Source organism: Gordonia sp. 852002-50816_SCH5313054-c, assembly GCF_001665925.1.
GTDB classification, from domain to species: Bacteria; Actinomycetota; Actinomycetes; order Mycobacteriales; family Mycobacteriaceae; genus Gordonia; species Gordonia jacobaea.
Map to the genome: position 1 here is coordinate 76,963 of NZ_LZTE01000029.1, position 25,956 is coordinate 102,918.

Genomic DNA, 25,956 nt, shown 5'->3' on the forward strand with positions numbered 1-25,956 from the left:
AGCCCACGGTCCAGCCGATACCCTGGGCCGATCGGCTACGCTAGCCTGAACTAGAACGTGTTCTCGTTATGAGTCGAGAACGACAGCACGCAGGAGAGTCCGCGAGATGGCAGAACTGACCCCGCACGGATCACGCAGTGTGATCCTGACCGTGGCCGACGTGATCGACGAGACCGCCGATGCGCGTTCGATCGTGTTCGAGATCCCCGACGAACACAAAGACGCGTTCACCGACTACAAGCCGGGCCAGTTCCTCACTCTTCGCATCCCCAGCGAGCAGACCGGCTCGGTCGCGCGTTGCTATTCGCTGGCCTCCTCGCCCGCGACCGACGCGCTGCCCAAGGTGACGGTGAAGCGGACCGTCGACGGCTACGGCTCGAACTGGGTCTGCGACAACCTCGCCGCGGGCACGCAGATCGAGGTGCTCCCACCGTCGGGGGTGTTCACTCCGCGCACTCTCGACGACCCGCTGCTCCTCATCGCGGCGGGCAGTGGCGTGACTCCGGTGATGTCGATCCTCAAGACCGCCCTCGCGTCGTCGAGCGTCCCGGTGGTCTTCTTCTACGCCAACCGCAGCGTCGACGACGTCATCTTCTCGACGGAACTCGACGAACTCGTCGGCGACAACGCGGATCGGCTGACCGTCGTCCACTGGCTCGAGACCGACAGGGGCCTCCCGACCGACGCCGCGCTCGCCGAGATCTTCTCTCCCTATGTCGGGCACACCGCATACATGTGTGGTCCCGGCCCGTTCATGGACGCGGTACACCGCGCTCTCGACACCGCCGGGTTCGCACACCACGACGTTCACACCGAGGTGTACAACTCACTGTCCGGCGATCCCTTCGCCGACCACGAGCTCGCCGAGGTCTCCGCCGACGAACAGGCCGCAGCGGCCACCGTCGAGGTCGAACTCGACGGTGAGATACACGAACTCACCTGGCCGCGGAGCCGATCGCTCATCGACATCATGCTCGACGCCGGGCTCGACGCCCCGTACTCCTGCCAGGAGGGCGAATGTGGTTCGTGCGCCTGCACATTGACCGAGGGTAGCGTCGAGATGGACAACGACGGCGCGCTCGACCCCGAAGACATCGAGGACGGCTACATCCTGGGTTGTCAGGCACACCCCACATCCGACCGACTGCGAATCGAGTTCTGACATGGCGCCAGACGTCTCCTCCAACCGTCTGGCACGCGTGCTCGGCGGCATGCTGCTCGGAATGGGCGCGTTGCACTTCGCCGCACCCAAACCCTTCGACGAGATCGTGCCACCCGAGATCGCCGGAGCACTCGGCACCGACGCCCGCACACTGACCTACGCGTCGGGTGTCGCCGAAGTCGGCATCGGCGCCGGATTGCTTGTACCGCAGACCCGTCGACTTGCGGCGGGATCGGCTGCCGCACTGTTCGTCGCGGTCTACCCGGCCAACATCAACATGGTCCGCATGTGGTGGCACAGGCCTCCGGTGTACAAGGCGATCGCGATAGGCCGACTCCCCCTTCAGATTCCACTCATCGCAGCAGCCGTGAAAGTCTTCCGCCACTCGAAGTGACCACCGACGACCACAGCTTTCACCGCACCGACGACGACCGCCTCGACGCGCGGGCGCTGGTACTGCTGACTCTTGTCGCTGCCGCGGCGGGCGTGGTCGCCGGCTTCGTGGGCGGCGCGTTCCGCTGGCTGCTCACCCGACTCGACGCCTGGCGGGTCGACGTCGTCGACTGGTCTGATCATCACGGACCTGTGGGGTGGCTTGTCCCGCTGGCCATCTCGGCTGCGGCCGCGGCCGCCGCGACGTGGATCGCCATCAAGGTGCCACGCGCAGCGGGAAGCGGAATCCAACACGTCGAAGCCGTCGAACGTGGACAAGCCGAGCCACCCACGTTGATGGTCGTGCCTGCCCGCTTCGTCGGAGGGCTGCTGTCGATCGGCGTCGGTGGCCTCGTACTCGGTCGCGAAGGCCCGACGGTGCACATGGCCGCAGCAATCGGCGCTGCGGCAGGACGTTTCGCACGCGCGACGACCGACGAGATCCGTGGCCTACAGACAGTCCTGTCCGGCGCCGGCCTGGCCGTGGCGTTCAACGCACCGATCGGCGGCGCGATGTTCGTCTTCGAGGAGGTCGCCAAGAAGGTCCGCATCCGCGAGGTCGTGTGGACGCTTGCAGCGGTCGCGACAGCGGTCACGTGCTCGCGCGTCGTCCTCGGTGACATGCCCGACTTCAAGGTCTCGAACGTATCCGCTCCTGCGCTGGCTACGTTGCCGCTCTTCGTCGTCTTCGGCGTCCTCGTCGGACTTCTCGGTGTCGGCTACAACTGGCTGATCAGAGCATGCCTGTCGTGGTTCGAAGCGCTGCACCGCATTCCGGCGGTTGTGAAGGCCGCGGCAATCGGGGCGACCATCGGCGCACTGCTGCTGATCTCACCCGACCTGGCCGGTGGCGGCGACTCACTCACCCAACGCATCCTCGACGGCCACCGGATCGCGATCCTGTCACTTCTCGGTTTTCTGGCCATACGGTTCGTCGCAGGCCCGCTCTCCTACTCGGCAGGCACACCGGGAGGACTCTTCGCACCGATGCTTGCGCTCGGCGCACTGTCCGGACTTCTCTTCGCCTGGTTGATCAACCTCTTCTCGTCCACCCTCGCCACCGAGCTCGCACTGCCCCTCGTACTGGTCGGCATGTCGAGCCTGTTCGCCTCCGTGGTCAGGGCCCCGTTCACCGGCATCATCCTGGTGATCGAGATGACGACGGTCACCAGCGCCGCCCTGCCGATGCTCGCTGCCGGTGCCGGTGCCGTCGTGATCGCCTCGCTCGTCCGCAGCCCACCGATCTACGACGACCTCCGCGAACGCATGCTACGAGCCGACAAAGCGGCCAAGCAGCCACCCTCAACGCAGTAACAACCGGGGGCCCAGCGCTGCAGCAACCGTGCGCTCAGCGCAGCGACCGGTAGTGCGCCCGCGCCTCCGGATCGAGATGTTCGACGGCGTATCCCAGTGCGGTACGGCCCATGTGGGCGGCGTGGTCGTCGAGGTAGGACGTGAGCGCCGCGGCGTCGACGCGCTTGCCCATCTCGCGCAGCATCCACCCGAATGCCTTCTGGATCAGCGGTCGGCGGTCGTCGATCACCAGCGGCGCAACCGCCGCAAGCGCCTGCGCGTCGCCGTGTTTGATCCATGCGAAGGTCCCGATGATGCCGATCCGCCTCTCCCACAGATCATCTCGCGCAGCGAAGTCCACCAGCACATCGACATCGCCGTGCTGCCAGGACCATTCACCGAGTATCGGGTCGGCAGACGAGTCGACGAGGTCCCAGTTGTTCACCGCCCCCGCAGCCACCGCCGCCAGGTAGTCCGCGACCCACAGGTCGGCCTCCGCGGCATCTGCACGGTCGAATCCGTCACGCGCGCAGAATAATCCGGCCAGTCGCACTTCGTGGAAGCGCGAGGTGAGCAGAGTACGGACCTCGCCGCGACTGATCCCGCGGAACCGCTTGGCGATTGCGCGCAGTTGGGGCACGCGGACACCGAGGAACTCGTCGTCGCCGCCGTAGCCACCCGGATGCGCCTGAAAGTACGACGCCATCGACGTGGCGCGCTCCGGATCGGCCAGTTCGTCGATCGCGGCGATCACGTTGTCGGCGGAACCTCCCGCGCCAGCTGTACGAGGACTCACGCGTCGGGCACAAGCTCCGAAATCGGCGTCGGTGTCTGCAGTTTCGGACGTGTCTTCATCACGGCGCCGACCTTGCCCGCGCCGACGACCGCGGTGAGCATGCCGCCCCTGCTGTAGTAGGCGAGGAACTTCTTGCCGTCGTCGGAGACGACGTGGACGTCGTCGTCTGCTCGCGGATCGCCGAGCACCTGGATCTTGACGTCGAACTGGTCGCTCCAGAAGTACGGCACGGCGGCAGTCACACCTTCTCCGCCGGTGATGTCGGCGGCCACGACCGCAGCCTGCTCGACCGTGTGGTTCCAGTGCTCGACCCGTCGTGGATCGCCTGCGTCGTCGAGCCAGTTGGCGACGTCGCCGACCGCGTAGACGCCCGGCACAGACGTGCGTCCCTGTGCGTCGCAAGCAATTCCGCCGCCGACCTCGCGGGGCGCGAGCTCGATGTTCGACCCGCCGAGGTAATCGGTCACCGGTGTGGATCCGATCCCGGCGACGACGAGGTCGGCGGGCAGGACCGACCCGTCGTCGAGCGTGATTTCGCGGACTGCGCCGCCCTCGCCCGCCACGATCTCGGCGACGCCGACGCCCGTGCGCACCGTGACCCCGTTGGCCTCGTGCATCCGCGTGACGAGCGCTCCGATTCGCGGCCCCAGCGCGAGTGCTAGCGGTGTGGGTGCCGGTTCGACGATGGTGACGTCGATGCCCTGCGACGAGAGACTCGCCGCCACCTCGCAGCCGATGAATCCGGCGCCGATCACCACAGCGTTCTGGGCCGCATCGATGGCCGATCGCACCGCGAGCGCATCGGCAAACGTACGCAGGGTGTGCACACCCGACATCGCATCGGTGCCCGGGAACGCACGGGGCCGCAGACCCGTCGCCAGCACCAATGTGTCGTATTCGACGACGCTGCGCTCACCCGCCTCGTCGACCACGGACACCGTCTTCGCGTCGGTGTCGACGGAGCCGACGGTGGTACCGAGACGCAGCGTGATAGCCGAATCGGTATAGAAGGCAGCCGGTTTGAGGTCGACCCGGTCGTCCTTGCCCAGCAGCACCGACTTCGACAGCGGCGGACGATCATACGGCGGATGCGGTTCGGCACCGATCAGCGTGATCGGCTTGTCGTACCCGTCGGCGCGGAGGTTTTCGGCCACGCGAATCGCTCCGAGCCCCGCCCCGACGATCACGACACCCGATGTTGCGCTCATGAGATCCTCTCGTTCGGCAAGATCACACTCCCCGATAAACGGCCGTCGGCGAATGATGCCCCGCGTCCAAGCGATGCCTCTGCATCAGCGAGTAACGTCCCCGACGGGTGTGAGGTCGGCCAGTAACCAGTTCCCGTCGACATTACGCATGTACGCCCACCGAGCAATAGGGGTTCTGGTCGGCGAATTCTCGTCGCTCGACCGGACAGAGTTCCCGAGCGTCTCGTCGACGAAGACCAGGACACGCGCGGCCGACGTGGTGTACGACGCAACACCCGCATCGACGACGTCGGCTCCGACGGTCAGCCCGCCCGCGACGGCGCCGGGCAGCACGGCGTCGGGACCACGGACTGCGTACCGGGTTGCGAGTGGATCGGTCAGCCCGGCGGCCACCGTGTCTCGTTGCTTCTCCGACGCATTCGGTGCCACACGCAACGTCTGTTCGACGATCCGTTCGGTGGCCGTCAGCAGCGCCGAGCGCGCCGCGTCGTCCGGTGCTGGCCTATCTGTGTACGCGCGGGTCCACGACACCACCGCGACAACCAACGCCACGACGACGATCAGCGACGCCGCGAGAAGCACTCTGCGCGCACGACGCGGCAGGCTGTGGTGGACGACGAGCGGTCTCATGCCGGCGCCAGCGCTCATTTCACCACCACCTCGGCGGTCTTCCACGTCCCGCCGACGCGTTGCAGCGACAGGCGCACCGTGAGCACGTCGGTGTCCGGGTCGGCGCCGAGCAGAGCGGGATCGGAAGCCTGCGCGGTGACGAGCGCGTCGGCCCGCGCCCCGTCCGACGTCGACGTCGGGTCGCTGATCAAGCCCGCCGCGATCACGCGCCCCGACATTCCGGTTTCGGTAGAGGACACCGCGGCGACGAGCGCATCTCGTGCCTTGCTGAGCCGATCATGCTCTGCACCAGTACTGTTCGCGATGATCCGGTCTGCGTATCCGGTCGCGTCCTTCGGCGTTGCGGTCAGCATCGCCGTCACCGCGCCGCGTGCGGCGTTCAGCGCGTCACGCTGCCCGGCTGCGCGCTCGTCCTGCCGGTGATCGACCACTGCGAGGACGGCGATCGCCACCAGTCCGCAGACGATGAGCACTGCGGCACAGGCCAATCCGATACGCAGCGAGCGAGACCGGCGTCGGGCACGCGCGCGTAGCGCATCCGCCGCGGCGATCCGCGCGCGTCGCGCCGTCAGAGTTGCCTCGTCGACCCGAGAGGCAGCCGCCCGAACACGCTCGTTATCCGACGATCCCGGCTCGCCGCTCTCGGATTTCTTGATGTCGCTCACGCGAGCACCTCGGCTCCGGTCACGAGCCAGCGACTGTCGATCTCGACGAATGATGCACTGACCTTTCGCTTCTCGGTGACCGGAGCGGCATCTGCACGAGTCGTGGTGACCGTTGCGGTCATCAGCACCGTTCCGCTGTCTGCCTGCGCACTCGACACCGCGACGTCGCCGGGCCGCCATTCGACGGCCGTCACGCCGCCCTCGGGTGCGCGGCCGAGTTGCGCGGCAAAGCCTTCCGCGAAGTCGCCAGCGACGAGACTGCGGGCGCGGGCACGGTCGGCCTGCCACGTCGCCGAGTGCACGGTGAAGACCTCCGCCACCGTCGGCCCCGCCTGCGCACGCAACTCGGTGCGCGTCTGCTCGACGGCCCTGTTGTGTGTCACCGCGCGCGACGCCACCACGACGCCCGCCGCCACGGCGACGAGCAGAAGCGCGGCACACAGCACGAGGACGACGGCACGTCGGGTTCCGATGATCCGGGTTCCGATAAACCGTTGTCGGCGAGCCTCACTCGTTGGCACCCGAGAATCCGCTGAGCTCGTGTTCCCAGCACTCATGGCAGGTACTTGACGGCGCTCACCTTGAGCGCCCCGTCGTCGGGCACGACCAGCATCGTCAACCGGAACTCCCGCACCGGCGTCCGTTGCTGACCGCGATAGCTGACGGCGGCCGACACGAGGACCGTCGCGTCGTCGCCGGAGCGCGCCGAGACCCCCGACGCGTCGACCGTCGCATCTCCGACTGTTCCGGTGCGTCGCACGTACTCGGTGTAGCTGCTCGCGGATTGGGCGAATTCGTCGTGGAATCCGCCCGTGGCGCGGTCGAGGATGCGCCGTGCGCGGGCGGGGTCGGCAGGGTCGGCCGACAACAACAGCGACGTGACCTCGGTGGCGGTCTCCCGGTAGTCGTCGTCGGTGTACGCATGCGCCGCCCGCACCCACGCGGCCACGCCGACGCCCGCAGCGACGACGGCACAGATCACCACCAGCCCGACGAGCACCCACCAGATCCGACGCACACCGGGCCGTAGCCCCGCGTCGACCTCGGCGTCGAGCAGGTCGTCGAGCGCGCTGCTCAATTCCGCGCGCGCACCGCGCTCGTTCTCGAGGAGCGTCCGATCGCTCGCCACGGACCCGTCGACGGACGCACCTCCCGTCGACGAACCCGAACCTGCGCGCCGCGTCATGACGCACGCCCTCCCTGTCTCGTTTTGCGTGTGTAGAGCCGCGCTGCCGGCTCAGTTCCTCGTCCACTGGACCCGCCGATGCAACGTCGCATCCACCCTAGGGCGTGCGAATGCACTCTCACCAGATCATCGGAGCGAGGAACGTCGCCGCGAAGTGACGCACACTGCTCGGCTCGCGCCGCGAATCGTCCGACGACGGCATCTCCAGATACGAGATGACCAGTCGCACATGAATTTCCACAGCTTGAGCGAGATCGTCGGCGGGCATCTGCGCGCCCGCGTCACGCAGCACGGCAGCGATACGCGCCGTAGCGACCTCGACGAAGAGCGCACCGAGTTCGGCGGTGAGACGCTTCACGCCATGATCGGCGAGAATCAACCGGTTCAGGAGCGGATCGTCGGAGATCATCTGAGCGCCCCGATAGAACGCCTCGACGACGGCGTCGGACGGTCCGAGTCCGGCCACCGCGGCGTCGAGTGTGCGCATCCCGCGCTCGTACCGGTCGGCCGCGACCGCGTGCAGCAGAGCGTCCTTGTTCGGGAACCGGCGATACAGCGTGCTTCTGCTGACCCCGGCGCGCGCGGCCACCGCATCGACGTTCGCCTGCGCGATCCCGGCGACCGTGAACTCGTCGGCCGCGGCGGAGAGGATCGCCTCCTCCTGATCCGCGGGACTGCGGGTGTTGCGCCGCTTGCGCTGTCGGAGGTCGCGGGGCGGCTCCCCCGACTCCCCAGCGTGTCCGGAGTTCGCGGTGTGTTCGGCCCGTCGAGCGGTCATCGCCGCCACAGCGTGACGGGGAGCCGGTCCTTGGGAACCGGTAATGCGCTGTAATCCATCGGCATCCGATAGTCGCCGGGCACCGACCATTCGTAGCCGCGCAGCAGTTGGTGCATGATCGTCTTGATCTCCATCTGTCCGAAGTACAGGCCTATGCACTTGTGCACGCCGCCGCCGAAGGGCGCCCACGCCATGCGGTGCTGTTTGTCCTCGGCACGGTCGGGCCCGAACCGCTCGGGGTCGAATCTGTCTGGCTCCGAATACATCTCAGGGTCGCGATGATTGGTCAGTTGCGAGATCGAGACCATCGTGCCCTCAGGGATGAAGAAGTCGCCGATGCGGGTGTCGGCGATCGCCGCCCGCGGCTGGGAGGGTACCGGTGGACACAGCCGCAAAGACTCCTTCATCACGAGGTCGAGAGTGGTCAGCGAGCCGAGGTCGTCATAACCGAGTTCGTTTGGCAGCTCGTCGGATTCGTCGCGTGCACGTTGTTGCCACTCGGGGTGGCGGGCCAGGTGGTACGCCATCTGGGTCATGGTGATCGTCGAGGTGTCGTGTGCGGCCATCAGCACAAAGATCATGTGGTTGACCACGTCGTCGTCGGTAAAGCGTTGCCCCTCTTCGGTTTCGGCGTGGCAGAGCACCGAGAACAGGTCAGGGGTCTCCCGCGCCCGTTTGTCGGCGATCGCGGACGAGAAGAACTCTTCGAGAACTCGACGCGATCGCAGACCCTTCCACCAACGTCCACCGGGAACGGGTTTGCGCACCAACGCAACTCCCGCGCGCACCGTCTCGATGAACGCCTTGTTGAGACGGTCTGCCTCGTCGCGAGGCAGTTCGACGCCGAGGAACACCTCGAGCGCGACGTCGAGCGTCAGTGCTTTGAACTCGTTGGCCAACAGCACCTTTCCCGTGGGGAACCGCTGCATGCGATCGCCGATCATGGGCGACATCTCCTGCATGTAACCCTTGAGTGCCGTGTTGGAGAAGACCTGCTGCATGAGCAGCCGGTGGTGACGGTGCTCGTCGAAGTCGAGCAGCATCAGACCGCGATTGAAGAACGGACCGATGAAGTAACTCCACGCGGGCCCGTTGGCGAAGGCACGGTCGCGATTGCGCAGGATCTCGTCGGCGGCATCGGCTCCGGATGCGACCACCACTCTCAGCCCGAGTGCGTTGATCCCGTAGATGGGGCCGTATGTCGCGCGACGCGCAGCCGAGTAGCCGAACGGGTCACGGCGCATCGACAGCACCTCGAGCATTCCGTTGCGGTCGGCACACGGCACCGCACGCAGTCCACTTCCCGCAGGCGCCGGAGCGATGATCGTCATGTCGCAGCCTTCCGTCCAGGTGAATCAGAGCAGGTGGACCAGCAATACAACCGACCCGCACTTACACGGAAAACCCGCAGCCGATGTGATCCAGCTCTCACCTCATTGGAACAGATCGGCGCAAATGTCTCTACGGTTTCGCGAAGTCTGCGTCGACTCCGCGTCGACGCAGCACGTCGTGGCATCGGCGCAGGCGGTCGTGCCACCACGTCACCCGATCCGGATCGGCGTCGGCGTTCGTGTCTCCGCCGGACAAGAGTTCGACGTCGGGGCCGAACCACCGCGGGGCGACGACGCCGTGTTCGGGCAGGAACGGCTCGGCCACGTCGACGGTGAACAGCGAGCCGGTGCCGAGTCCACACGCGAGGTCGAGACGGTCGAGCGCCGCCGCGGCAGCCACGCCCGCAGCCATTCCCACCGCGGTATCGAGTGCACTCGACACCACGACGGGCAGACCGATCTCGTCGGCCAACCGGAGTACCGCACGCATGCCACCGAGGGGTGCCACTTTGAGTACCGCGACGTCGGCAGCGTCCGCGGCGACGACCCGCATCGGGTCGGCGGCCTTGCGGATCGACTCGTCGGCGGCGATCGGTACCTCGACCGCCCGACGCACCTGGGCCAACTCGTCGACGGTCGCACACGGCTGTTCCGCGTACTCGACATCGCCGATCGCACGGATCGACGAGATTGCTTGCGCCACAGTCCACTTACCGTTGGCGTCGATCCGGACCCGGGGTATCACCGCACGCGCAGCCGCAACACGGTCGACGTCGTCGGACAGCGACTGACCGGGCTCGGCCACCTTCACCTTCGCCGTCGTCGCTCCCGGATAGCGCGCCAGGATGTCGGCGACCTGATCGGCCGCGACGGCAGGCACGGTCGCGTTCACCGGTACGGAATCCCGTTGTGCTGCAGGTGGTCCGAGGTAGGCGGCCTCGATACCGGCCGCAAGCCATGCCGCCGACTCCTCGTCGTCGTACTCGACGAACGGGCCGAACTCGCCCCATCCCGCCGGTCCACGAAAGATCAGCGCCTCGCGGCGGGTGATACCTCGGAACCGTGTCCGCATCGGCAACGCGACGACCCGTGCGGTCTCGAGGATCTCCTCGACGGGGGGCAGCCGCGGCCCGCTCGTGGTGGCATCTGTGGCCGTCATGTCCCCGCCGTTCATGTTTCCGCCGAGAGGAAGTCGCCTGCCAGACTCACGAACCGCGAGCTCTGATCGCGGTGCACCGAATGACCCGCGTCGATGATCTCGAACGAGCCGTCGGGAATTCGCTCGCTCAGCGACCGAAGATGCCGGGGCGGAAGGAAACTCCGTTCGCCACCGGAGATCACCAGCGTGCGCGCACTCACGTCGTCGAGTGCGGCCCACCACTGCGGCGCGGCGACCGCGAACTCGGCATTGACCTGATCGGTGACCGACCGGTCGTACCGCAGGAACGGCCGCGGATCGGCGAGCAACTGCCCCAGGCCGCGTATGCGTTCGCCGAGTGTCGCGTCGACCGCGATCTCCTCGGCGAGGTCGGCGTCGTCGCGGGGCATCGGCGGGACCTCTTCGAGCACGAGGCGTCGGACTCGCTCGGGTTGGTCCATCGCGACACGCAGCGCGGTGTGCGCACCGAGGGAGTGCCCGCCGAGGTCGACGGTGTCGAGGCCGAGCTCGTCGAGGACGAACGCGACGTCGGACCGAAAATCATTGAGCCCGTACGCCTGCTCGCGACTGCTCACGCCGTGCCCACGCAGATCCATCGACACCACAGCGCGGCCGCGGCGTCGTAGTGACTTGGCGAACGTCCGCCAGGTGGTGTGGTCGGAGGCCATGCCATGCACCAGGACCACCGGCACGCCGTCGTCGAGTGACCCCGACACCTCGACGGCGAGCGATTGCGCTCCGGACCTCGTGTGTCCGGACGTCGTAGCTCCGGACGTCGTATCGGTGTCGATGCGGGGCCGACGGAAAGTACGCACGTCTACCAAGAGTAGTCACGGGGCGTGCCACAGACCTGCGGGCGGCCGGTCACCGCCTACACGGCGAGGTGTAGTCGAGCCCGCGGATATAGGTCCGCCACTCCTCCGGGGTGATCGGGTCGGCACCGTGAGCGCACTGTTCGTCGATGATCTGCGCCGGGCCCAGCGTCCAGGTCTCCATGAAGCCTCCCTGCCCTGCCGCGACGATGCGGTCACCGGGGAGGAAGCGGACGTCGTACACGCGTCCGGGATACGACCGAAGCACCACATCGGCCTGACCGTCGGCGAGGTTCCACACCCACACCTCCGAGTTGCTTCCGCCCGCGATCACCCGCTTGCCGTCCGCGGAGAATCCGGCACTGTAGAGCTGTCCCGCAGGTCCGGAAAGCTCGATCGTCCTGCGCGGATGGCGTTTGTCGGAGATGTCGGCCACCTCGACATTGCGCTCCTCCGACGTCGCGACGATCGAGGTGCCCGCGGCGTCGAACCGTACCGAGAGCGCCGAGGCCTTGAACCTGATCGGATCGGGATATGCCTGCGGCGCAGCGGGATTGGAGAGATCGATGAGTCGCACCGGCCCCGTCACCGTTGCCACGGCAGCCGTACGCCCGTCGGGACTCAAAGACGCCCACGCGATCCCGCCTCCGGCATCGAACCTGGAGACGACACGCGGCGCCGACAACGTCGTGGCGTCGATGACCGTCAGATTGTTGCCATCGGTGGCGCCGGTGATCGCCAGGCCCGACTTCTCGCTGTAGTCGACGGTCTCGTTGAGCGTCGGTTGTGCTGCGACACTGCCGACGACGCGTGGCTGCCGGGGGTCGGAGTAGTCGGCGAACTGTACTGTCCCGGTGACCGTTCCGGTGGTGACCACGCGACCCGACGGAGACATCACCACCGCTCCCGAGTACACGAGTCCCTCGGCGGGGATCAGATCCGGCCCACCACGCACGATCGCGGATGGCTCGACGCGCCACTGTGTGATCCGACCGTCGGTGCCCGTGTCCGCCGCGACGATCGTCGTCGCGTCGCGGTTCGCCGGTATCTGGTAGACGCTGTTGGAACCGACCGACGTCATGCCGAGGACCGGAGGCCAGTCCTGGACGCGCCCGTCCTCGCTCGACGAGACGATGTGATCGCCCGCGAAGACCACTGACACCGAGTTCGACGACCCGGTCAACACTCGAGGCGCCGCAGCCGGATTGGTGCGGTCGAACACCCGAATCGTGTTGTCGGCACCCGCGCCAACGACTTTCGTATCGTCACCGTTCAACGCCACCGCATTGACGTAGCTGTTGAAGCCGCCGAAACGCGCCACCGAGCGTGGTGCTGCGGGATTCGCAACGTCGAACTCCTGGATCACCCGACTCCGCAGCCCCGCGAGGAGTCGCGTTCCGTCGCGGGTGTAGACGAGTCCCTGCGCGAGTTCGTTGTCACGCCATTCGTCGAGTGGGATCTCGCCCGTCGGTACGAGCGCGTCACCGTCGACCCGCCAGAGGTCCACCCGACGGTTCGCGCTGCTGGTCGCCAGCGACTTCCCGTCGGAGCTGAACGCTGCCGCCCCCGCGACTCCCGCGACCTTCGGGGGCAACGGAAGCGACCGCCACGTCTGCCCCTGGGCCACCCACGCCTCGACGCCCCTGTCCGGAACCGACGCGACGACGAACCGGCCGTCCGGACTGACGGTGAGTCGGTTGATGTCTCCACCGACGTCGGGAAAGTCGTAGCGCCGCACCGGATGTGCGGGATCAGCGATGTCCCAGGCGGTGATCGTTCCGCGTCCGCCGAGTAGCAGTGTGCGGGCGTCGGGCATCAGTGCGACACCTGCCAACCGCCCGCCACCGCCGGGCGCACGGAACTCGGCGACCTTCAACTGCACCCCGTCGTCGTCGACTCTGAAGAGGCGGACCTGACCGCCCGCGCCCGCGGCCGCGATCAGTGAGCCGACGCGCGACATGAGCACCGAGCCCGGGTCGCCGAGATATCGGGTCGGCACGCCGCGGCCCGTCGCGTCGATCAGACGCGATCGCGCCTCCAGCGTCGGTGATGCCTCGTAGGCGATCATCGCCAGTTGCGCCGCCATGAACGGATCGCGCTCGCCGAGTTCTGCCGACTGCACCGACAACTGGCGGCTCAGTGCCTCGTTTCTCGCATTCTCGGCAGCCTCACGCTGATGGACCGCATTCATACCCGCTGCTACGGCGGCGACGGCACCGATCACCGCGACGACCCCGAACACCGCGGCAAACAGTGCCACGCGCCGCAACTGAGAGGATCGACGCCTCTCGCGGTCGGCCTCTGCGGACCGTCGAGCGGTCGCGGCGGCCAGAAACTCGCTGCTGACCGGGTCGATCGGATCGTCGTCGGACTCCTGCGCCAGATGATCGAAGACCTCCAATCGCGGCCCACCGATCAGCATGTCGTCCGGCCTGCCGTCGGCGTCCCACGGCTCGGAGTACGCACGCAGTCTCCGACGCAACAGGAGTTGTTCCCGGTCGTCGTCGATCCACTCGCGCAACCGCGGCCACGCGGTCAGCAACGCCTCGTGGGTGACCTGCGCATGCGACGACGACACCGTCACGAGGCGAGACGCCGCATAGTTCTCCAGCACGTGCGCGGCGGGCGAATCCCCGTCCGCGGTCAGTTCGTCGAGCGGAACCCGACGTCGGGTCACCCCATCCTCGTCGACGTTGACCATCGCGAGCAGCATGCGTCGCGCGATCTGTTGCTCGTCCGCGGACAGCTCTCCGTATACCTTCTCCGCCGCCTGCTCGACCGCGCCACCGATGCGCCCGGTCGCGAGGTAGTCGCGCACCGTCATCCGCCGACCGTCGGACTGGTCCCAGGTCGCGAGCAGCGCGTAGGAGAGCAGGGGCAGATCACCGGCTGCCGTCGACCCCGCCGCGGGTACGGCGTCGTCGAGGAGCATCTCGACGAGGTCGGGCTCGACCTCGACGTCGGCGACGCGCGCTGGTCCGACGATGACCTCGCGCAACTGCTCACGCTGCATCGGCGGAACCACCAACTGGGAGTTCTCCAGCGTCTTGGGCACCCACGGCACGACGCGTCCGTAGAAATCGGCACGCAACACCCCGACGGGGACGATGTCGGAGCCCGGCGACTGCGCGGCGTCGAGAATCCGCGTGATCGCCTGCTTGCGCACGTCGTCGGAGTTCTGCGTCCACATCTCCTCGAACTGGTCGATCACGAGCAGCGCGGGCCGGTCGGTGTGCTCGTGCGCGGCCAGCTCGTCCATCGCGGCGTCGAGGGCCGCCAACGCGTCGTCGCCCGGCGTCATCACCGTGCACCGCCAACCGGCGAGCGGCCCCTCGTGGACGACCTGTGCAAGCAGACCCGCACGGACGAGCGACGACTTTCCGACACCCGACATTCCGACAACCATCACACCGCGCGCCATATCGCTGGCTTCGCGATCGGCGCTGCGCGTCGCGACGATGAGATCGACGAGTCGGGCCACGAGGACGTCGCGCCCGAAGAAGTAGCGATCGTCGGCAGCGTCGAACGTCGCGAATCCGCGGTACGGGGAGTCGGGCCGTGTGCGTCGACGGCCGGTCCTCCGCGCGCTGCGCTCGACGGCCTCCCACCAGGCGGCAACATCGTCGGGCTCCGTGACACCGCAGACGCCGAGAACTCTCTCGAACATCTGACGGCTCGCGCGGGTCGGGGCGTGCTGTCCCGCGAACCAACCGGCGACGGTCCCCAGTAATGCGTCGGCATCAGCCGCGACATCACGCACACTCAGACCCGCACGAACACGCAGTTCCGTGAGTGCGCGACCGAGTTCGTCGCGCGTCGTCACCGACTCCGGCCTCATCAAACCTCCTGCGCTTTTGTGCAGGTCAGCGTATCGACAGTCGTATCGACTTGGCGTACGGACGCGCCACAGACACCGCGTCGGAAGCAGTGCGGTGAAGATAATTCAACCGTTGAGACGACACCTTGCTAGCACAATCACCGTCGACCTCACGGCGCCCATTCGCACTCGGCGTGAACGCAGGGAGTCCATGCACAAGACACCGTCAGTCCAGAATCGACCAGTACCTCTCCGTCAGATCGATGCCGATGCTGCCGCCCCGATGCCGTTGCGCGCGCGCCTGTCCGCGCGCGAGGTCGAGGTGCTCGTGGCGTGGCTGCACTCGGAGTCCAAAGAGGAGGCCGCTCGACGGCTGTATCTGGGTGCGACGACCGTCAACACCCACATCTCCCGAATCCGGGCGAAGTACACCGCCGTCGGCAGGCCCGCCCCGTCGAAGGCCGCGCTGTTCGTCCGGGCCATCCAGGACGGCTACGTCGACCTCGCCGATTGGTGACGCCGGCTTCGGTGTCGGATCGCCGATCGTCGGTATGACGGATCGTCGGTATGACGGATCGTCGGTATGACGGATCGTCGGTATGACGGATCGTCGGTATGACGGATCGTCGGTGTTGCGGATTGTCGGTATGACGGATCGTGCATATTGCCGATCGTCCATATTGCCGATCGTCCACTTTGCCGATCGTCCACATTGCCGATCGTCCTCATCGCAGATCGTCGATGTCACGCCCGCGGCCGCGTTGGTGTGACGGGCAACCGCTCCCCATCCTCGGTCACGGGCGTGACATCGGCGTCGCACAGGACGTCCACGAGACTCTGACCGATCCGCGCGTCGCATCCCCTGAAAACGCGCGGAAGCATCGGTCACCTGTCGTGGAACCACCTGCTGTTCTTGGCCCGCCAGACCATGTCTTCCCAGTACGCCCACGTATGGGTGCCGGTACTCGGGAAGTCGGTTGTGACGGGGATCTTCTGTAGGGCAGCGGCGACCTCGAAGGCGCGCGTCTGTGCCAGCGCCGCGACCTCTAGCGGGGTTCCTTTGATCGACGACACCGCATCGGTGTTGTGGCGCCCCCACGTTGCCGAACCCGAGGCGATGCGGATCTTCATCCCTCGCATCCTGGGTAGCTGGACGAGCGGGTCGTTGCGCTCCCAGCGCGGATTCCACGGCGGACCCCACATTGCGTCCGCGCTCAGCGGTCCGACGCCCGCCTCGACACCGGCGTCGATGAGCGCGACGCGAATCGCCTCGCGCATGGTCGGCGCGGAGAGGTTGAGGTAGCCCGACATCGAGAAGATGTCGGAGATGCGGTTGCGGTGGTAGGCGCCGTAGATCATCGCGGCGTTGCCGCCCATCGAGATCCCCATCATGGCGTACTTCTGCTTCGGACCCACCGCGAGACCGCGTGCGTCGAGTGCGCGGATGATGCTGTCGAGGCGGCAGGTCCAGCGGTACCGGTAGGCGATCTTGTTTCCCGGGCTCTTGGCCTCCCAGTCGGAGTAGAAGCTCGCGAGGCCGCCGACCGGCTGGATGACATTCACTCCGGAATCCGCCATGCGCTGGATGTGCGTCTCGTGGCGCCATCCACTCATATCGCTCGTGGCGCGCAGTCCGTCGAGCGCGATGACCGTCTTGTAATTGCCCGCACGCGTCCACATGTCAACGGGGGTGGCAGGCATCCCGCAGCCGCCGACGTAGAACCGTCCGAAGGATGCGGCATTAGCCGATCCAGCATTGACCAGTCCGACACACAGTGCCGTCGCCACGAGTACCACCAGAACGATCACACGTCGCACGGACATGACGGACCACCACGATCTCCTACGCACCGGTGAACCGTATTGCGACCGCCCACACCCGGGCCAGGCCAATCGGGCGTCGTGACCACAGGTCTCCGACATTGAGACCGGTCAGTTACCAAAGTGGCGGATGTGACTTGTGTTAATTAGAGTTACTCGTTTGCTTGGTTTCGATGACGCCTCTGCAGTCGAGTCGACAACGCCGGAACTCCGCTGATGTCCGCCGAACGCAGGACACGGATTCGCCCTTTTCCACCGCTGGACCGTGCCTGAACGTGGAACGATGATTCCCGCACGAGCCGCCGTAGGCCACCTGAACCGGCGCAGTAGGCGACCTGAATTGGCGAGAGGCCAGACATGAAGTCTCGATTGCGGGAGACGTCGCTTCGGATGGCGCCACGACCACGAACGAGCGGGAGTCGACGACTCGCCACACTCGCCATCGGTGCGGCGATCGCCATCAGCACGGCATTCGGAGGGGGCATCGCCACCGCCGCACCCACGGTCGCGCCGCCACCGGCAGGCTGCGGACTCGACTCGGACTCCGGAAAGACGGACCCCCGATTCACGCTCTGGGACGATGTGAAGGGTGAGACGGGCGTCAAGCCGTTCAAGCCCGGCAACCTCGACGTCGTGACGCCCGCGGCGAAGTACCAACCCGACAAAAAGCACCCCAAGCGTTATGCGATACGCCTCGGCGGCGATCATCCCGGGCACGGCGACGACTACCTGCTGGTTCCGACCAATCGCATCAAGGGCATCGAATGCTCGTATCTGTGGGACGGTTCGCAGTTGAACCTCTGGTACTCCGCGTGGGCGGAGGCCCAGAAGTGGGTCGCCAAGGTACCCGCGAAACCCCTTGCCATTGGCGTGAATTCAGCGGAGGCGCGTGGCAAGGATCAGCTTCACATCCATCTCGCGGTGGCCAATCCCGCGACCGTGTCGGCGCTCAAGGCGATCAAGAACCCACAGCGGAACCTCGATAGGTGGACCACGACCAACGTGAACCTCCCGGTGAATGATCCGCATAAGACGAAGGTGAGCGCGCAGTTCCGCGTCGTGAAGTACACGGGCTCGCTGCCGAATCTGTTCCGAGTCCTGCACAAGCAACTTCCCAAGGGCGAGGCGATGTACACGCAGTCGATCGCCGTCATCGACGCCGGCACGCCCAACACGTACTACGTCCTCAACAGCACACCGAATCTGCCGGGCGTCTCACCAGCCCACGGAACCGGACTCGCCGACTACGTCTACGGCTGGGGCGTGTAGTCGTTCACGCGCTCGACAGCGTGTCGTCGAAACAGTTGGTCGACGGTCACGAATCGGTGACGAAGTGCGCCGAGAAGTGGCGATTTGCGACGCCACCCCGATACTGAGATGACCTGGTGCGGTGAACATTCCACGCCACGCAGCTCTTCGATACGAAGAAGAAGGAGGTGGTCATGAACAACGACACCGAGACAACAGATGACGTACACGATCACCTCCATGCGACCCAGCTCTGACCTTTCTGGTCCACGGGTCATCCAGCGCGGCAACAACTCCCGACACGGCTGATGGCCACGCCCCGTACGCCGCACTCCCATCTGCCCGACCCCGCCACGGGGCCTGTCGGGCACCCCACATATCGACCTGCCAGCGCCGCGGATGTGCGCGATGACGCGTTACCGCTCCGATGGCGACACATGGTCGACCCTTCACGAAAGGTGGTGGAACACATGCACAGTCACAACACCTGGGGAATCTCCGGCCCGGTCTTCCTCACCATTTTCGCCACAGCCTCCGTCGCATGCTTGGTCTGGGCGCTCTGCGACATCTACCTCGCACGACGCATCCGCCTCGACGATCCGATCGACCGACTGACACCCACCGAGATCGGCATGCTGGTCTCCGATCGCAACGCTCACCTCGCGGCGCTCACCCAATTGCTCACCCAGGGCTACATCGACTCCGACGGCCAGCCGAACCCGACGCCGTCACGCACGAAATCCCGACTCGATCAATTGTCCCGCACGACACTCGAGGCGCTCCGTAACCAGTCGGGAAGGCACAAAGATGTGGCGCGAACAACCCGGTCCGCCCGCGTCGACCTACGAAACGAACTGCGCGTACGCGGCTACCTCACCGAGCCCACGGCCCGAGGTGTGCGAATTGCGTTGGCGCTCTTCATGGTCGTCGGCGTGATCAGGATGTTCGCAGGGCTGAGTAACGCAAAGCCGACCGGCCTGCTGGTCGCCGTCCTCGTCGTCGACATGGTGTCCCTGATGTTCGTGTCAGGGCTCCAGCAACGACGCACGATCCGCGGCGACAAAGCCCTGGACGCCGCGAGATCGAGGAACCGACACCTTCGACCTGAACTGCGGCCGGCCGTACGCACGTATGGTCCGACGGCCGCAGCGATCGGCGTCGCGCTCTTCGGAATTCGCATCGTCGAGCTCATCGACCCCCTCTTTGCAGCGAACGCGACAGTGTCGAGGGGCCACATCGCAGCCTCGTGGGGCACGGGCGGCTATTTCGGAGGCGGTTTCGATTCGACGAGTGGTTGCAGTACGTCGAGCAGTTGCGGTTCGTCAAGCAGTTGCGGGGGCGGTGGCGGAGGCTGCGGCGGGTGAGCAAGTCCCACCCACCTACCCGGATCACAACACGAAAAGGAGCAGTCCCATGACACTTGAATTGCCTGCCGGAATCGGCATCGGGTGGCGTCCGGAGATCTCCGGGGTGATCGCACAACTGTCGGGCCTCGGATTCTGCGAGGTCATCGCGGAGTCGGTACCCGCACTCGACGATCCCCACTCCTGGCTTCCCGACCTCATGGCACTGAACGTCCCGATCATCCCGCACGGCGTGGGACTCTCCCTCGGCGGCGCAGAACCCGTTACCGCACAGCGGATCTCAGTACTGACTCGCTGCGCCGAGACTCTCAACGCACCATTGGTCAGCGAACACATCGCCTTCGTCCGAGCAGGCGGCGTCGAGGCGGGACACCTCCTCCCGGTCCCACGTAGTCGCGAGGCCCTCGATGCGCTGACCGACAATATTCGACGCACCCAGGATTACCTACCCGTGCCACTGGCGGTGGAGAACATCGCATCGCTGTTCGAGTGGCCCGACGACGAGTACACCGACGGCGAGTTCCTTGCCGAACTCGTCGAGCGCACCGGCGTGTATCTCCTCATCGACGTCGCGAATGTGTATGCGTGCGCTGTCAATCGGGGTTCCGACCCCGCCTCAGACCTGGCCCGACTCCCGCTGGAGCGGGTCGCGTACTGCCATGTGGCAGGCGGCGAGCCCGACGGCCGGCTCTACCACGACACCCACACGGCCCCGGTGCCAGACGACGTGCTCGCCTTGGTCACGCAACTCGCGGCAACAGGTCGTACCAGTGCGTTCCTGCTCGAGCGCGACGGGCACTATCCGCCGGCAACCGAACTCGTCGACGAGTTGAACGCCATCGCCGACGCCGCGGGCGTCGACCGGCCGATGTGGAATCACCCCTGGGAGAACGCATCATGAACGCGCGCAAAACCATCGAATCGCACCCCGTCGGATCACACCTAGACGGTATGCCGACGCTCGCCGAACGCCAGAGCGCTCTGGTGAGCGCGCTCGTCTCGGGCGGCTCGCCTCCGCCGGGATTCGACGTCGATCGTCTGAAGGCAGCGGAAAATGCGTTGCTGGGCAAGCGATGTGGCGAAGTCGCGCGGCGGCTACCGCAGCTTCGTGCACATCTCGGGACACAGTTCGACGACGCGTTCGTCGCCTGGGCACGCGGGCGGGCACCGGCCGGATCCTCGCGCGACGCAACTGGTTTCATCGCACACCTGACCGACACCGGGCTGTGGTCGCCACCCCGAGCGCGTCGTCGAATCCTCTGGCGGGGGCGAGCAAAATGAAAGGCGCCCGGCCACTTTCGTGACCGGGCGCCTTTCGTCTGACTCAGTGAGTCAGATCATCGGTGAAACGAAATCACTTGATGATCTTGGTGACTCGACCCGCACCAACGGTGCGGCCACCCTCGCGGATGGCGAAGCGCAGGCCCTCGTCCATGGCGACAGGCTGGATGAGCTTGACGCTCATCTCGGTGTTGTCGCCCGGCATGACCATCTCGGTGCCCTCGGGGAGGGTAACGACGCCGGTCACGTCCGTGGTACGGAAGTAGAACTGCGGACGGTAGTTGTTGAAGAACGGGGTGTGACGGCCGCCCTCGTCCTTGGACAGGATGTATGCCTGGCCCTCGAACTCGGTGTGCGGGGTCGTGGTGCCCGGCTTCACGATGACCTGGCCACGCTCGACGTCCTCACGCTTGAGGCCGCGGAGCAGCAGACCGGCGTTGTCGCCTGCCTGAGCCGAATCGAGCAGCTTGTGGAACATCTCGATACCGGTGACCGTGGTCTTGGTCGACTTCTCGCGGATGCCGACGATCTCGACTTCCTCGTTCACGTTGACCTCGCCGCGCTCCACACGACCGGTGACCACGGTGCCGCGGCCGGTGATCGTGAAGACGTCCTCGACGGGCATCAGGAACGGCTTGTCGGTCTCGCGAACCGGATCCGGGATCGACTCGTCGACAGCGTCCATCAGGTCCTCGACGGACTTGACCCACTCGGCGTCGCCCTCGAGAGCCTTGAGTGCCGACACCTTGACGACCGGAGCGTCCTCGTCGAAGTCCTGGGCGGCCAGCAGTTCGCGGACCTCCATCTCGACGAGCTCGATGATCTCTTCGTCGTCGACCATGTCGGCCTTGTTCAGGGCGACCAGGATGTAAGGAACACCGACCTGGCGGGCCAGCAGCACGTGCTCGCGGGTCTGCGGCATCGGGCCGTCAGTGGCGGCGACCACGAGGATCGCGCCGTCCATCTGAGCAGCACCGGTGATCATGTTCTTGATGTAGTCGGCGTGACCCGGGGCATCAACGTGCGCGTAGTGGCGCTTCTCGGTCTCGTACTCGACGTGGGAGATGTTGATCGTGATACCACGAGCCTTCTCCTCCGGAGCCTTGTCGATCTCGTCGAAGGCAGATGCCTTGTTGAGCTCCGGATACTTGTCGTGCAGGACCTTGGTGATGGCCGCGGTCAGGGTGGTCTTGCCGTGGTCGACGTGACCGATGGTGCCGATGTTCACGTGCGGCTTGGTCCGCTCGAACTTCGCCTTCGCCACTTGTTTGTCCTCCTGGACTGTGTTGCTCTACTGGGCGGATCCCAGCAGGGGTTTTCTCTTACGTTGTCCGCGTCGTACGAACACCCGTATTGCGTGCCCGCGCGGAACACACTGCGTGCCCGCACGACGCGTGCGCCGTTGGCGCGCGGTCAAAGCCGGAGACCGGCCGGCGAATTACTCGCCGGTGGCCTTGGCGATGATCTCCTTCGACACGTTCGCCGGAACCTCGGCGTACGAGTCGAACACCATGGAGTAGTTAGCTCGGCCCTGGGTCCGCGACCGGAGGTCGCCGATGTAGCCGAACATCTCCGACAGCGGCACCTGTGCCTTGACGACACGTGCGCCACTGCGCTCCTCCATGGCCTGGATCTGGCCACGGCGGGAGTTCAGGTCGCCGATCACGTCGCCCATGTAATCCTCAGGAGTCGTGACCTCAACGGCCATGATCGGCTCCAGGATGACCGGGCTCGCCATCTTCGCAGCTTCCTTGAGGGCCTGCGAACCGGCGATCTTGAAGGCCATTTCCGACGAGTCGACGTCGTGGTACTGACCGTCGAGCAGCGTGACCTTCAAGTTGACCAGCGGGTAGCCGGCGAGGACACCGTACTGCATGGCATCCTGCGCGCCGGCGTCGACCGACGGAATGTACTCGCGCGGGACGCGACCACCGGTGACGGCGTTCACGAACTCGTAGGTCGCACCATCCTCGGCATCCACGAGGGGCTCGAGCTTGATGATGACCTTCGCGAACTGGCCCGAACCGCCGGTCTGCTTCTTGTGCGTGTACTCGTGCTTGTCGACGGCCTTGCGGATCGTCTCGCGGTAGGCAACCTGGGGCTTACCCACGTTGGCCTCGACCTTGAACTCGCGCTTCATACGGTCGACGAGGATGTCGAGGTGGAGCTCACCCATACCGCCGATGACGGTCTGGCCGGTCTCGTCGTCGAGCTGCACGGAGAACGTCGGGTCCTCTTCGGCGAGCTTCTGGATCGCGGTACCGAGCTTCTCCTGGTCGGACTTGGTCTTCGGCTCGATCGAGACGTTGATGACCGGGTCCGGGAAGCTCATCGACTCGAGGACGATGGGCGCGCTCGGGTCGCACAGGGTGTCGCCGGTGGTGGTGTCCTTGAGACCGATCATCGCGTAGATGTGGCCCGCGGTGGCGTCCTCGACCGGCATTTCCTTGTTGGCATGCATCTGGAAGAGCTTGCCGATGCGCTCCTTCTTGCCCTTTGTCGCGTTGAGCACCTGGGTGCCCGCCGTGATGTGGCCGGAGTACACACGAACGAAGGTCAGCTTGCCGAAGAACGGATGCGCGGCGATCTTGAACGCCAGTGCGGAGAACGGCTCATCTGCGCTGGGCTTACGAGAGAGGATCTCCTCTTCGTTGCCAACGGCGTGACCCTCGACGCTCGGCACGTCCAGCGGGGACGGCAGGTAGTCGATGATCGCGTCGAGCATCGGCTGAACGCCCTTGTTCTTGAAGGCCGAGCCGCAGATGACCGGGTAGTACTCACGCGCGATCGTCAGCTTGCGGATGGCGCCCTTGATCTCCTCGACCGAGAGCTCCTCACCACCGAAGTACTTCTCGAGCAGAGCCTCGTCGCTCTCGGCGACGATCTCGAGCAGCTTCTCGCGGTACTCCGCAGCCTGGTCGACGAGATCAGCGGAGATCTCCTCGATGGTCGGCTCTGCACCGATCTCGACGGTGCCGCGCCAGGTGATCGCCTTCTGCTCGATCAGGTCGACGACGCCGTCGAAGTTGTCCTCGGCGCCGATCGGAAGCTGAAGAACCAGCGGCTTCGCGCCGAGGCGCTCCTCGATGGTGCGCACGGTGAAGAAGAAGTCGGCGCCCAGCTTGTCCATCTTGTTGACGAAGCAGATACGCGGGACGTCGTACTTCTCGGCCTGCCGCCAGACCTGCTCGGACTGCGGCTCGACGCCTTCCTTGCCGTCGAAGACGGCAACGGCACCGTCGAGCACGCGCAGGCTGCGCTCGACCTCGACAGTGAAGTCGACGTGGCCGGGGGTGTCGATGATGTTGATCTGGTTGCCGTTCCAGAAGCACGTCACGGCGGCGGAGGTGATGGTGATCCCCCGCTCCTTCTCCTGCTCCATCCAGTCGGTGGTCGAAGCACCGTCGTGGGTTTCACCGATCTTGTAGTTGACACCGGTGTAGAAGAGGATTCGCTCGGTCGCGGTGGTCTTGCCGGCATCGATGTGGGCCATGATGCCGATGTTGCGAACCTTTTTCAGGTCGCTGAGCACTTCCTGTGCCATTCCGTTCCCTTCGGGAAATCTTGGGACTAAAGGCTGTCTTGTTTCTAGCCGCGGCTGCGCAGCCCACCCTCGCAAGCTCGGGTGGACTGGCCGCTCTTCGCTCCGCTCCGAGCGGCCAGTGCCCGTGGGCGGTTACGTCACCAGCGGTAGTGCGCGAACGCCCGGTTGGCTTCTGCCATCTTGTGGGTGTCCTCGCGACGCTTGACCGAAGCGCCGAGGCCGTTGGAGGCGTCGAGCAGCTCGTTGGCCAGGCGCTCGACCATGGTCTTCTCACGACGCTGGCGGCTGAAGGTCACCAGCCAACGCAGTGCGAGGGTGTTGGCGCGGTTCGGCTTGACCTCGACGGGCACCTGGTAGGTGGCACCGCCGACGCGGCGGCTCTTGACCTCGAGGGTCGGCTTGACGTTGTCGAGCGCGCGCTTGAGGGTGACGACCGGATCGGTGCCGGTCTTCTCACGAGCCTGCTCGAGGGCCTGGTAGACGATGCGCTCGGCAGTCGACTTCTTGCCGTCGAGGAGGATCTTGTTCACGAGCTGGGTGACCAGCGTCGAGCCGTAGACCGGGTCGTTGACGAGGGGGCGCTTGGGTGCGGGTCCTTTACGTGGCATCGCTTATCAGCTTCCCTTCTTGGCGCCGTAGCGGCTGCGAGCCTGCTTGCGGTCCTTGACACCCTGGGTGTCGAGCGAGCCGCGGATGATGCGGTAGCGAACACCGGGGAGGTCCTTTACACGACCGCCGCGCACGAGCACCATCGAGTGCTCCTGGAGGTTGTGGCCTTCACCCGGGATGTAAGCGGTGACCTCGACGGAGCTCGTCAGGCGCACGCGGGCGACCTTACGGAGCGCGGAGTTCGGCTTCTTGGGGGTGGTGGTGTAGACGCGGGTGCACACGCCGCGACGCTGCGGGCTTCCCTTGAGGGCCGCCGTCTTCTTCTTGGCGGTCTTGTCGTGACGGCCCTTGCGGACCAGTTGGTTAATCGTTGGCACTTGTGAGTTTCATTCCTCTGTTGTCGTTGTGTCGTGGTTTGTGCTCCGGGCAAGCGCTCAGAGCGGATAAATCCGATTCTGGTTGCTTCCACAACTCGCCCCACCGGCACTTCTGTGCTGGTCAGTACAGTTATTGCTACCCCGAGGTCGGGCGTGTCAAGCACCCGACAGCGGACTGGCTTGGTGTAGTCCGGCGCGCCTGGCGTGTGCCGAGGCCTTCTCTGAGAGAGAATGATCTCGATCCGATCGCCACCGGTAACCCGGCGAGGGCATGCGGACGTTGCCCGGGCAGCCGGGCACCGACGATCCACTCTACCGACCTGATTTCCACAGGTCAAAAAACGGATCCACAGTCCGACCTGCAGCTCTCCGGGAGCTGAACAGACGGTGACGTATACGGGCTTCCAACGACCGTATACGGCCTCTTGTTCCCGGCATCGTCG

General features: G+C 65.9%; 24 protein-coding genes. 8 read left to right on the top strand and 16 right to left on the bottom strand.

Annotated elements, in window-relative coordinates; all coding sequences use genetic code 11:
• The first annotated feature begins 106 nt into the window (after positions 1–106).
• The 3 genes from A5788_RS04720 to A5788_RS04730 are packed head-to-tail and all read left to right on the top strand — an operon-like array spanning position 107 to position 2,908.
• Positions 107–1,162: a ferredoxin--NADP reductase gene (locus tag A5788_RS04720; protein WP_064869928.1), complete on the top strand. Its 1,056-nt coding sequence runs from the start codon at positions 107–109 to the stop codon at positions 1,160–1,162.
• Position 1,163: 1 nt separating this feature from the next.
• Positions 1,164–1,556, top strand: a complete 393-nt coding sequence (locus tag A5788_RS04725; protein ID WP_064869929.1) for a DoxX family protein — start codon at positions 1,164–1,166, stop codon at positions 1,554–1,556.
• Positions 1,553–2,908 (top strand): chloride channel protein, encoded by a 1,356-nt coding sequence (locus A5788_RS04730; protein ID WP_064869930.1) that lies wholly within the window; start codon positions 1,553–1,555, stop codon positions 2,906–2,908. Before A5788_RS04725 ends, A5788_RS04730 begins: the two co-directional genes overlap by 4 nt.
• 34 nt (positions 2,909–2,942) lie before the next feature.
• Here the strand turns inward: A5788_RS04730 and A5788_RS04735 are convergent, their stop codons facing one another.
• The 11 genes from A5788_RS04735 to A5788_RS04785 all read right to left on the bottom strand — a co-directional run bounded on the left by A5788_RS04735 (position 2,943) and on the right by A5788_RS04785 (position 15,290).
• Positions 2,943–3,683, bottom strand: a complete 741-nt coding sequence (locus tag A5788_RS04735) for a DNA alkylation repair protein (protein ID WP_064869931.1) — start codon at positions 3,681–3,683, stop codon at positions 2,943–2,945.
• Positions 3,680–4,891 (bottom strand): NAD(P)/FAD-dependent oxidoreductase, encoded by a 1,212-nt coding sequence (locus A5788_RS04740; RefSeq protein ID WP_064869932.1) that lies wholly within the window; start codon positions 4,889–4,891, stop codon positions 3,680–3,682. The genes A5788_RS04735 and A5788_RS04740 overlap by 4 nt, the downstream gene beginning before the upstream one ends.
• An 84-nt stretch (positions 4,892–4,975) precedes the next feature.
• Entirely contained in the window at positions 4,976–5,539 is a 564-nt protein-coding gene (locus A5788_RS04745; protein ID WP_064869933.1) for a hypothetical protein, read from the bottom strand.
• Positions 5,536–6,186, bottom strand: coding sequence for a hypothetical protein (locus tag A5788_RS04750; RefSeq protein WP_064869934.1), 651 nt, complete (start codon positions 6,184–6,186; stop codon positions 5,536–5,538). The genes A5788_RS04745 and A5788_RS04750 overlap by 4 nt, the downstream gene beginning before the upstream one ends.
• The gene (locus A5788_RS04755) at positions 6,183–6,707 is read right to left on the bottom strand and encodes a hypothetical protein (protein ID WP_231894187.1); all 525 of its coding nucleotides are present in this window, start codon (positions 6,705–6,707) and stop codon (positions 6,183–6,185) included. The genes A5788_RS04750 and A5788_RS04755 overlap by 4 nt, the downstream gene beginning before the upstream one ends.
• Before the next feature lie 32 nt (positions 6,708–6,739).
• A complete protein-coding gene (locus A5788_RS04760) occupies positions 6,740–7,372 on the bottom strand; it encodes a hypothetical protein (RefSeq protein ID WP_082937959.1) in 633 nt (210 codons plus the stop codon).
• Between the two features lie 118 nt (positions 7,373–7,490).
• A complete protein-coding gene (locus tag A5788_RS04765; protein WP_064869963.1) occupies positions 7,491–8,150 on the bottom strand; it encodes a TetR/AcrR family transcriptional regulator in 660 nt (219 codons plus the stop codon).
• A complete protein-coding gene (locus A5788_RS04770; protein ID WP_064869935.1) occupies positions 8,147–9,481 on the bottom strand; it encodes a cytochrome P450 in 1,335 nt (444 codons plus the stop codon). The genes A5788_RS04765 and A5788_RS04770 overlap by 4 nt, the downstream gene beginning before the upstream one ends.
• Positions 9,482–9,611: 130 nt before the next feature.
• Positions 9,612–10,640, bottom strand: a complete 1,029-nt coding sequence (locus A5788_RS04775; RefSeq protein WP_064869964.1) for an o-succinylbenzoate synthase — start codon at positions 10,638–10,640, stop codon at positions 9,612–9,614.
• Positions 10,641–10,651: 11 nt separating this feature from the next.
• Positions 10,652–11,431 (bottom strand): alpha/beta fold hydrolase, encoded by a 780-nt coding sequence (locus A5788_RS04780; RefSeq protein WP_197494517.1) that lies wholly within the window; start codon positions 11,429–11,431, stop codon positions 10,652–10,654.
• Between the two features lie 73 nt (positions 11,432–11,504).
• On the bottom strand, positions 11,505–15,290 hold the full coding sequence (locus tag A5788_RS04785) for an nSTAND1 domain-containing NTPase (protein ID WP_064869937.1): 3,786 nt from the start codon (positions 15,288–15,290) through the stop codon (positions 11,505–11,507).
• A gap of 190 nt (positions 15,291–15,480) precedes the next feature.
• On the opposite strand from A5788_RS04785, the gene A5788_RS04790 reads away from it, so the two are divergent.
• Entirely contained in the window at positions 15,481–15,786 is a 306-nt protein-coding gene (locus tag A5788_RS04790) for a LuxR C-terminal-related transcriptional regulator (protein ID WP_064862761.1), read from the top strand.
• A 368-nt stretch (positions 15,787–16,154) separates the two neighbouring features.
• Here A5788_RS04790 and A5788_RS04795 read toward each other — a convergent pair whose 3' ends face one another.
• The gene (locus tag A5788_RS04795) at positions 16,155–17,093 is read right to left on the bottom strand and encodes an alpha/beta hydrolase (RefSeq protein ID WP_064869938.1); all 939 of its coding nucleotides are present in this window, start codon (positions 17,091–17,093) and stop codon (positions 16,155–16,157) included.
• 387 nt (positions 17,094–17,480) lie between these two features.
• Here A5788_RS04795 and A5788_RS04800 point away from each other — a divergent pair, with 387 nt between their 5' ends.
• From A5788_RS04800 to A5788_RS04820, 4 genes are all read left to right on the top strand, one after another.
• Positions 17,481–18,359: a CDP-diacylglycerol diphosphatase gene (locus A5788_RS04800; protein ID WP_064869939.1), complete on the top strand. Its 879-nt coding sequence runs from the start codon at positions 17,481–17,483 to the stop codon at positions 18,357–18,359.
• A 449-nt stretch (positions 18,360–18,808) separates the two neighbouring features.
• Entirely contained in the window at positions 18,809–19,702 is an 894-nt protein-coding gene (locus tag A5788_RS04810; protein WP_197494516.1) for a TIGR04222 domain-containing membrane protein, read from the top strand.
• A gap of 49 nt (positions 19,703–19,751) precedes the next feature.
• Positions 19,752–20,603: a DUF692 domain-containing protein gene (locus tag A5788_RS04815; protein ID WP_064869942.1), complete on the top strand. Its 852-nt coding sequence runs from the start codon at positions 19,752–19,754 to the stop codon at positions 20,601–20,603.
• Complete coding sequence (locus A5788_RS04820) at positions 20,600–20,983, top strand: hypothetical protein (RefSeq protein ID WP_231894188.1); 384 nt, start codon at positions 20,600–20,602, stop codon at positions 20,981–20,983. The genes A5788_RS04815 and A5788_RS04820 overlap by 4 nt, the downstream gene beginning before the upstream one ends.
• Before the next feature lie 73 nt (positions 20,984–21,056).
• On the opposite strand, the gene tuf is transcribed toward A5788_RS04820, so the two are convergent.
• The 4 genes from tuf to rpsL form a co-directional block, all read right to left on the bottom strand.
• Positions 21,057–22,247: an elongation factor Tu gene (gene tuf, locus A5788_RS04825; protein WP_049698791.1), complete on the bottom strand. Its 1,191-nt coding sequence runs from the start codon at positions 22,245–22,247 to the stop codon at positions 21,057–21,059.
• A 174-nt stretch (positions 22,248–22,421) separates the two neighbouring features.
• Positions 22,422–24,527, bottom strand: coding sequence for an elongation factor G (fusA, locus tag A5788_RS04830; protein ID WP_064869943.1), 2,106 nt, complete (start codon positions 24,525–24,527; stop codon positions 22,422–22,424).
• Positions 24,528–24,664: 137 nt separating this feature from the next.
• Positions 24,665–25,135 carry a 30S ribosomal protein S7 gene (rpsG, locus tag A5788_RS04835; protein ID WP_005170081.1) on the bottom strand — a complete coding sequence of 157 codons (471 nt, stop codon included), beginning with the start codon at positions 25,133–25,135 and terminating at the stop codon, positions 24,665–24,667.
• 6 nt (positions 25,136–25,141) lie between these two features.
• Positions 25,142–25,513: a 30S ribosomal protein S12 gene (rpsL, locus tag A5788_RS04840; RefSeq protein ID WP_005170078.1), complete on the bottom strand. Its 372-nt coding sequence runs from the start codon at positions 25,511–25,513 to the stop codon at positions 25,142–25,144.
• Positions 25,514–25,956: the final 443 nt, after the last annotated feature.

Coding starts and splice junctions, on each gene's coding strand:
- A5788_RS04760 (WP_082937959.1), bottom strand. CDS start 7,372: ATGACGCGGCGCGCAGGTTCGGGTTCGTCGACGGGAGGTGCGTCCGTC.
- A5788_RS04745 (WP_064869933.1), bottom strand. CDS start 5,539: ATGAGCGCTGGCGCCGGCATGAGACCGCTCGTCGTCCACCACAGCCTG.
- A5788_RS04820 (WP_231894188.1), top strand. CDS start 20,600: ATGAACGCGCGCAAAACCATCGAATCGCACCCCGTCGGATCACACCTA.
- A5788_RS04795 (WP_064869938.1), bottom strand. CDS start 17,093: ATGTCCGTGCGACGTGTGATCGTTCTGGTGGTACTCGTGGCGACGGCA.
- fusA (WP_064869943.1), bottom strand. CDS start 24,527: ATGGCACAGGAAGTGCTCAGCGACCTGAAAAAGGTTCGCAACATCGGC.
- A5788_RS04810 (WP_197494516.1), top strand. CDS start 18,809: ATGCACAGTCACAACACCTGGGGAATCTCCGGCCCGGTCTTCCTCACC.
- A5788_RS04720 (WP_064869928.1), top strand. CDS start 107: ATGGCAGAACTGACCCCGCACGGATCACGCAGTGTGATCCTGACCGTG.
- A5788_RS04770 (WP_064869935.1), bottom strand. CDS start 9,481: ATGACGATCATCGCTCCGGCGCCTGCGGGAAGTGGACTGCGTGCGGTG.
- rpsG (WP_005170081.1), bottom strand. CDS start 25,135: ATGCCACGTAAAGGACCCGCACCCAAGCGCCCCCTCGTCAACGACCCG.
- A5788_RS04740 (WP_064869932.1), bottom strand. CDS start 4,891: ATGAGCGCAACATCGGGTGTCGTGATCGTCGGGGCGGGGCTCGGAGCG.
- A5788_RS04775 (WP_064869964.1), bottom strand. CDS start 10,640: ATGACGGCCACAGATGCCACCACGAGCGGGCCGCGGCTGCCCCCCGTC.
- A5788_RS04800 (WP_064869939.1), top strand. CDS start 17,481: ATGGCGCCACGACCACGAACGAGCGGGAGTCGACGACTCGCCACACTC.
- A5788_RS04790 (WP_064862761.1), top strand. CDS start 15,481: ATGCACAAGACACCGTCAGTCCAGAATCGACCAGTACCTCTCCGTCAG.
- A5788_RS04815 (WP_064869942.1), top strand. CDS start 19,752: ATGACACTTGAATTGCCTGCCGGAATCGGCATCGGGTGGCGTCCGGAG.
- A5788_RS04765 (WP_064869963.1), bottom strand. CDS start 8,150: ATGACCGCTCGACGGGCCGAACACACCGCGAACTCCGGACACGCTGGG.
- A5788_RS04785 (WP_064869937.1), bottom strand. CDS start 15,290: ATGAGGCCGGAGTCGGTGACGACGCGCGACGAACTCGGTCGCGCACTC.
- A5788_RS04725 (WP_064869929.1), top strand. CDS start 1,164: ATGGCGCCAGACGTCTCCTCCAACCGTCTGGCACGCGTGCTCGGCGGC.